This window comes from Nocardia amamiensis, assembly GCF_015477605.1.
GTDB lineage: Bacteria > Actinomycetota > Actinomycetes > Mycobacteriales > Mycobacteriaceae > Nocardia > Nocardia amamiensis_A.
The window spans coordinates 1-7,132 of the sequence record NZ_JADLQX010000073.1; the positions used below are offsets into that span (position 1 = coordinate 1).

Annotated in this window: 6 protein-coding genes and 2 pseudogenes; 7 read left to right on the top strand and 1 reads right to left on the bottom strand. The window is 67.7% G+C overall.

Annotated features, from left to right (window positions below; all coding sequences use genetic code 11):
* On the bottom strand, positions 1-172 hold a 172-nt coding region (locus IU459_RS39495), incomplete at its 3' end, for a transposase (RefSeq protein ID WP_267469940.1).
* Positions 173-373: 201 nt separating this feature from the next.
* On the opposite strand from IU459_RS39495, the pseudogene IU459_RS36060 reads away from it, so the two are divergent.
* From IU459_RS36060 to IU459_RS36090, 7 genes and pseudogenes are all read left to right on the top strand, one after another.
* A pseudogene (locus IU459_RS36060) lies at positions 374-1,566 on the top strand (IS110 family transposase).
* 183 nt (positions 1,567-1,749) lie between these two features.
* A pseudogene (locus IU459_RS36065) lies at positions 1,750-1,965 on the top strand (hypothetical protein); the annotation flags it as partial.
* 5 nt (positions 1,966-1,970) lie between these two features.
* Positions 1,971-3,347, top strand: a complete 1,377-nt coding sequence (locus IU459_RS36070; protein ID WP_324199161.1) for an MFS transporter — start codon at positions 1,971-1,973, stop codon at positions 3,345-3,347.
* Entirely contained in the window at positions 3,254-4,015 is a 762-nt protein-coding gene (locus tag IU459_RS36075; RefSeq protein ID WP_195134079.1) for an alpha/beta fold hydrolase, read from the top strand. The genes IU459_RS36070 and IU459_RS36075 overlap by 94 nt, the downstream gene beginning before the upstream one ends.
* 95 nt (positions 4,016-4,110) lie before the next feature.
* Positions 4,111-5,124 (top strand): flavin-containing monooxygenase, encoded by a 1,014-nt coding sequence (locus IU459_RS36080; RefSeq protein ID WP_228838999.1) that lies wholly within the window; start codon positions 4,111-4,113, stop codon positions 5,122-5,124.
* A 292-nt stretch (positions 5,125-5,416) separates the two neighbouring features.
* Positions 5,417-5,734, top strand: a complete 318-nt coding sequence (locus IU459_RS36085; protein WP_195134075.1) for a hypothetical protein — start codon at positions 5,417-5,419, stop codon at positions 5,732-5,734.
* Between the two features lie 345 nt (positions 5,735-6,079).
* Positions 6,080-6,970, top strand: a complete 891-nt coding sequence (locus tag IU459_RS36090; RefSeq protein WP_195134076.1) for a hypothetical protein — start codon at positions 6,080-6,082, stop codon at positions 6,968-6,970.
* Positions 6,971-7,132 lie beyond the last annotated feature (162 nt).

Genomic DNA, 7,132 nt, shown 5'->3' on the forward strand with positions numbered 1-7,132 from the left:
CCCGAGTCCGCCACCGGATCCCATCGATGAGCTGCCGTTTCGTCCACTTCGGCGGGCGTCCCGCCTTCTTGCCCCGAGGCAGCAACGGCTCCAACCGCGCCCACTGGGCATCGGTCAGATCCGCCCGGCCAGGGTGGTCACGAGGTCCTACCTTCAGTTCCGGGTCGAGCAAGCCAGTCGTAAGGTCTTGCAGGCCCTGGGAAACCGGGTGTGGCTTTCACGAGGTCGCCGAACATGGCTCCGGAGACTTGGCCGCCCGGTTTCCCGCGACGACCCCGGCCGCCAATTGGGATGTGCGAGCGAATCGCTGTGTAGGACAACGCCGGCGTGGTCGTTCGTAGGGCGAATGTGTATCGAGCGACCGGAGGTGTTCATGGCCCAGGTCTGGGCTGGCGTCGATGTCGGAAAGAATCATCACCATTGCGTGGTCATCGACTCCGACGGAGAGCGACTGTTGTCGCGGCGGGTCTCCAACGACGAGGCCGAGCTCTCGAGTCTGATGCACGATGTCGCCCGCCTCGGTGACCAGGTCACCTGGGCGGTGGACGTGCCCGACGGCGGTGCGGCGTTGCTGATCAGCCTGCTCCTGGCCCACGACCAGCGGTTGCTCTACCTGCCCGGCCGCACTCTCAACCGCGCGGCCGGCGGCTATCGCGGAGAAGGCAAGACCGACTCGCGAGACGCCGCGATCATCGCCGACCAAGCGCGGATGCGTCGCGATCTGCGCCCGCTGTGTCCTGGTGACGAGGTCACCGTGGAATTGAAACTGCTGACCGCTCGACGCAAGGACCTGGTCGCTGACCGCACCCGTGTCATCAATCGCCTGCGAGGTCTGCTGCTGGGAGTCTTTCCCGCGCTCGATCGTGTTCTCGCGGACCTGACACGCACAGGGCAACTGACGCTGCTGACCGGCTACCAGACCCGGCCGCGCTACGCCGAATCGGCGCAGTCCGACTCGAACGCTGGTTGCGCGCAAGGAAAGTCCGCAACCACGACACGATCGCCGCGTCGGCTGTCGCCGCCGCACACCAGCAGCACGTCAGCCTGCCGGGCGAGGCGCTCACCGCCACTGTGATCGCCGAGCTAGCTCGGGAGGTGATGGCCCTCAACGACCAGATCAAGAAGACCGACAGGCTCATCGAGAGCCGGTTCAATCAACATGGGCTCGCCGAGGTGATCACCAGCCTGCCGGGGTTCGGCCACTTGCTCGGCGCGGAATTCCTCGCGGTCACCGGCGGCGACATGTCCTGCTTCGCCACCCCGGACCGCTTGGCCGCGCTTGCTGGTCTGGCGCCCGCTCCCTGGGATTCCGGCCGGATCCGCGGAAATCTGCACCGGCCTCGCCGCTACCACCGCGGTCTCAACCGCGTCTTCTACATGTCAGCCATGATCAGCATCACCTGCTGTCCGGAATCCAGACGGTTCTACGACCGAAAACGCCTCGAAGGCAAGCGCCACAACCAGGCCGTCATCGCCCTCGCCCGACGACGCGTCAATGTCGTCTGGGCACTCATCCGCGACAACCGGCTCTACCAACCGACACCACCCAACACAGCGGCAGCCTGACCGGCTTGACAACTCCATTGGGAAGTCTCCGGTCAGGTCTCCGGTTTTTCTTGGTCGTTAAACCACCTACCGGAGACCTCGCCCATCTGCCAACGCGGACAACCCCTTTCAAACAAACAGTTGAGGGGTGGCACCGCACAGCGGTGCCACCCCTCAACTCACTTCGACACAGGCCCTAGTGTGCTGGCCGGTGACCACGAAGCCGCCGAACGCGTCGAGTTGGTGTTGCCCGACACCGGTGTATGCGGCGGCGCAGGCGTCTTCGACGACGCTACTCCCGCCGAAGAAGCCACCGAGGGTGGCGGCTGCTGCGGCGCACCTGCCGCTGCACAGTCGCTGACGCTGACAGCGCCGACTACGCTGCAGGAGTTGCCACTGACCGTGTCGTCGGCCCGCTGACCGCAGTGGGACAGACTCTAACGGCGCCACCGGCGCCCGCCGTGGCGGGGTTGCGGCGGGTGCTGGTGGTGCTGTGCGTCACCGAGATCACCAGCTGGGGAATCCTGTTCTACGCCTTCCCCGTGCTGCTCGGGCACATCACCACCGACACCGGCTGGTCGCCCACCGCCCTCACCGCCGCGTTCTCCGCCGGACAACTCGTCTCCGCGCTGACCGGGATCCCGGTCGGGCGCTGGATCGACCGCCACGGCCCACGCGGGGTGATGACCGCTGGCTCGGTGCTCGCGATCCCCGCATTGATCGTGGTGGCGACCGCGCCGAACCCGACATGGTTCTTCACCGGCTGGCTGGTGGCCGGGATCGCGATGGGCGCGGTGCTGTATCCACCCGCCTTCGCCGCGCTCACCCGCTGGCACGGCCCCAACCGCGTCCGCGCTCTGACCGTCCTCACCTTGGCTGCGGGGTTGGCGTCGACGGTGTTCGCGCCTTTGACCGCGGCGCTGGTGGCGCATCTGGATTGGCGGGCAACCTATCTGGTGCTCGCGGTGATCCTCGCGGTGGTGACCGTGCCGGGACATTGGTTCGGGCTGCGGCTGCCGTGGCCGCCACGCCCGCCCACCGAACCCGAGCACGCGCATCTCACCGATCCTGGCCCGATCGCGCGCAGCCGCTCGTTCGTGACACTGGCGGTCGCGTTGAGTCTCAGCGGGTTCGCCTCCTTCGCTGTGGTGGTCACACTCGTGCCGCTGCTGACCGAACGCGGCCTCGACACCGGCCTGGCGGCGGTCGCGCTCGGGTTAGGCGGTGCCGGGCAGGTCGCCAGCCGCCTCGGCTACGCGGCGTTCGCCGCCCGCACCAGCCTGCGCACCCGCACCCTGGTGATCCTGCTGGCCATCGCCGCCACCACCGCCCTGCTCGGCATCTTCACCACCGCGTGGGCGTTGGTCGCCGCCGCGATCGCCGCCGGCATGGCACGCGGGGTGTTCACCCTTCTGCAAGCCACCGCCGTCACCGACCGCTGGGGCACAGGCCACTACGGGCACCTCACCGGCCTGCTATCCGCACCGCTCACCATCACCATGGCACTCGCGCCGTTCGCCGCCACCGCACTGGCGTCGGCCCTCGACGGATACGCCACCACCTTCCTGCTCCTGGCCACCCTCGCCGCCACGGCCGCCCTCCTATCGACCGCGACCATCCCCAAACCACGACCGAGAGAACACCATCCATGGCCGAGGCCAGCACCGACGACACCCACACCAGCCAGGCGCTGGTGCACGGCGGGTACGTGCCCTCGACGGACGGCACCATCATCAGCTACCTCGCCCGAGGATCCGGCCCGAGGATCCTCGGTATCCACGGCGGACTCGGCAGCGCGCTGAGCCTGCAACCCCTCGCCCAGCACCTCGCCGACGACTTCCAGGTCGTCACCATGAACTGCCGCGGCCACGGCACCAGCGAATGGGGCCAATCACCACCGCACATCGCCCGCGAAGTCGAAGACGTCCTCGCCGTCATCGACGCCGTCGGACCGATCACCGCACTGTTCGGATACTCCTACGGCGCGGTACTGGCCCTGGAAACCGCCCTCGCCGCTGCCGACTGCATCCCCCGCCTGGCTCTCTACGAACCGCCCCTACCCATCACCTACCCCATCCCAGACCTGGCGGCGCTGGAAACCGCGCTGGCGGCAGGCAACTACGAACAACTACTCCTCAACGCCTCCGTAACCGGTGGAGGGTTCTCACCTACGGAGCTCGCCGCCCTGCGGGAGGACCCGCTGTGGCTGGCGAAAGTCGCCCACGCCCCAACCCTCGTTCCAACCATGCGGGTCCTCGCTGGGCTGGAACCGACGGTGGAGCAGTATGCGGAGGTGACCGCGCCGACGAAGCTCATCGTCGGCACCACCAGCGCCCCCTACCTGCTGCAAGCCGCCGACCAGCTCGCCGCCGTCATGCCACACCTCACCCGCGACGTGCTGCACGGCCAAGGCCACCACGTCGACCAGCAGCTACTCGCCCAATCCCTCGAACGCTTCCTGCGCACCTGACACGCGATCCGCGGGTCCGCCCGGACAGCCCGACGCCGAGCCGGGCACCCCCGCGCACCCAACTCCACTGCAATCCTCACGGAAAGAACAACCTCATGTTCGACGCCATCGTCATCGGCGCCGGTCAATCCGGACTCGCCGCCGCCCGAGCACTCCTCGACCACGGCCTCACCCCTGTCGTGCTCGAAGCCGGACCCGAACCCGTCGGATCCTGGCCGCACTACTACGACAGCCTCACCCTGTTCTCACCCGCCCAATACAGCGCCCTGCCAGGCATCGCATTCCCCGGCGACCCCGACCACTACCCGCATCGCGACGAAGTCATCGACTACCTACGCCACTACGCCGCGACCCTCGACGCCGATACCCGCACCGGCCACCGCGTCGAGGCCGTCGATCACGACGGCGACGCCTTCACCGCCCGCACCGACACCGCAACCACGTTCACCGCACCCCGACTGATCGCCGCCACCGGCGGCTTCGGCACACCGCATATTCCCACACTGCCCGGCCAGGACAGCTTCACCGGGAAGCTGCTGCACGCTAGCCGATACCGCTCACCACTGGAATACACCGGACAGAACGTGATCGTGGTCGGCGCCGGAACCACCGCCGTTCAGATCGCCGCGGAACTCGCCGACCACGCCACCGTCACCCTCGCCACCCGAACCCCGGTGAAATTCGTGCCACAACGACCACTGGGCAAAGACCTGCACTTCTGGTTCCGGATCACCGGCTTCGACGCCCTCCCACTCGGCCGCTTCGTCACCAACCCACCCATCCAACCCGTCCTGGACACCGGCCGCTACCGCGCCGCCCTCACCGCCGAAAACCCCCGTCCCGACCGATGTTCATGCGACTCGACGGCGACACAGCCGTCTGGCCGGACGGCTCACACACCGCCGCAGACACGGTCATCCTGGCTACTGGCTACCGGCCAGACCTGCCCTACCTCGCAGGTCTCGGCGCACTCACCGACACCGGCCTGCCCCGCCATCGGCACGGGCTGTCCATCACCCACCCCGGCCTGGGCTACCTCGGCCTGGAATGGCAGCGCACCCCCTCATCGAACTCACTGCGCGGCGTCGGCCGCGACGCCCAACAGCTAGCACGTCAACTAGCCCAACAACCCCAGCGGCACGCTGAGGAGACCGCGCTCACGATAGTCCACGGCAGACACAGCGAGGGCCGGCGTCGGACCTAATCCGGATCGGCGCCCCGACCCTACGTCGCGCTTTCCCACCGAGCCACCCGCCTACCCAAGCGACCCCAGATGTCGCACGGTCATCTACACTCACACAACGAGTTTCGACACCCCTGTCGGGCAGTGAATGGATCATCAAAACCGCTCTGCGGAAGACGACCGAGGCCGTGGTGGCGGGCTGGACGCCGGGAGCTGGAATGACTGCAGCGTCTTTTGGTTCGCTGGTCTTGGCTGCGCGGGCGCCCACCGGCTGGGTGTATCTCGGCAATGTCGGTACTGGGTTCACCGCCGCCGCTCGCCGTCAACTCCGGCAGCGGCTCGACACCTTGGCCGTCGGCGTCAGCCCTTTCGAATCCGCACCTCAGCGGCGTGAGCTCCGCGCTGCGCGGTGGGTCCGCGCCGAACTCGTCGCCACCATCGAATACCGGGAATACACAGGCGCAGGCCTTCGACACCCTAGCTGGCGAGGCCTGCGCAACGACATATCCCCCGAAGACGTCAGGTTGCCGGAATAGGTCGACTCGACGACATTCGCAGACACCTGCCCGGAGACAGTGAACCGGGTGTCGTGTTGGCCAGGGTGGTCGTGCCGGCACCCCTGCCCGCTCACCATCCGCCGCGCGCGGCGCCGTTCGGACTTGGACTCACTGCATGAGCAGGCTTTCCAAACGGCAGGTCATCATCGAGATCGGCTGAGTGCGGCGTTGCTCGCGGTGACCTACAGCGAGGTCCCCGCAGCCCGGGCCAGGTGGCCGATGGCCTGCGGGCACGGCGATGGCCACTGCTGGCCGCCGTCCCCGATGTCGCCACGCTCCCCGCCGATGTCGCCGCGGCACTGAATCGCGGACGCGGCCCACCACGTGACCGGCATCCTCACCAACGCCCGAGCAGCCGGCTACGGCGACAGCCCGGTGATGCCCAGAAGACCGGCGCTGCTGAACAATTGGCATCCCAGCCTCGCCCAATGGGAACCATTGCTGGAGTTGCTGTCCGAACCGCTGGTGCAACCCGGCGACAAATTCAGTGCCCTACAGCTACTCGGCGCCCTCAACCCATCCGTCATCGCCCCCGATGTCCGCACCAGGCTCGCCGAGATCGCCGTAACGATCCCCACCGGTCCACCTCGCGACTGGGACCTGCCCGGGCAGGGCAATGCCGGGGCGGCCGCGCTTCGCCTCGCCGCGCACCTAGGAGTCCTGCAGCCGGCCGCGGCTGCCACCGCGCTGGGGCAACTACTCGCCAGCACTGACGAGCAACGCATCGGCGCGGTATGGCTGGCCTCCGAACTGGGCCGCCCCGAAGACCTCGGAATACTCCTGACGCTGGCCCATGACGCCGAAGCCGATGTGCGCACGACGGTGCGTCAAACTCGCCCGCGACCCTGGTATCACCGTTGCCCGGGCACTGGCGCCGGTGCTCGGCGCGTCGCACGACAGCGAAGTCCTGGCCGAACTCGGTGTCAGCACGTCGAAGAAGGTGTGCAGGACGGGGGTGTTGTGGTCGTCGTAGTCGCCCTCGTGCGTGGGCGCGGTGCTTTCGACGATGCCCTGTTTGATTTCGTCGCGGATGATCGCATGGATGCCGACGCGCAAGGCCAGGCGCGGGCGAGGACGGACTTACCCGATCCCGGGGGACCGCTTACGACGGTGATCACCGGGTTCTGCGCGGAATTGGGCATGCGGCATTGTGGCAGGTCATTAGTCATCGATGTCGGCGTCCTCGGTGCAGGATTGATGAGCCGTCGGCGATAAGTCGAGTGCCGGGTCAGGATCTGGTGCCGGCGGCATACTGTCGCTTGCCAGGGTGATGGGACCACCGGTTTGCCACGGGTATGGGACCGTGTTGTCTGGTCGCGGGCCGTGTGGTGATGGTGACGCATGATCGGGTTGCTGGTCAATCCGGTGTGGCGGATA

Excerpts from the sequence above, each read along its gene's own strand:
- IU459_RS36080 (WP_228838999.1), top strand. The coding sequence starts at position 4,111 with ATGTTCGACGCCATCGTCATCGGCGCCGGTCAATCCGGACTCGCCGCC.
- IU459_RS36085 (WP_195134075.1), top strand. The coding sequence starts at position 5,417 with ATGACTGCAGCGTCTTTTGGTTCGCTGGTCTTGGCTGCGCGGGCGCCC.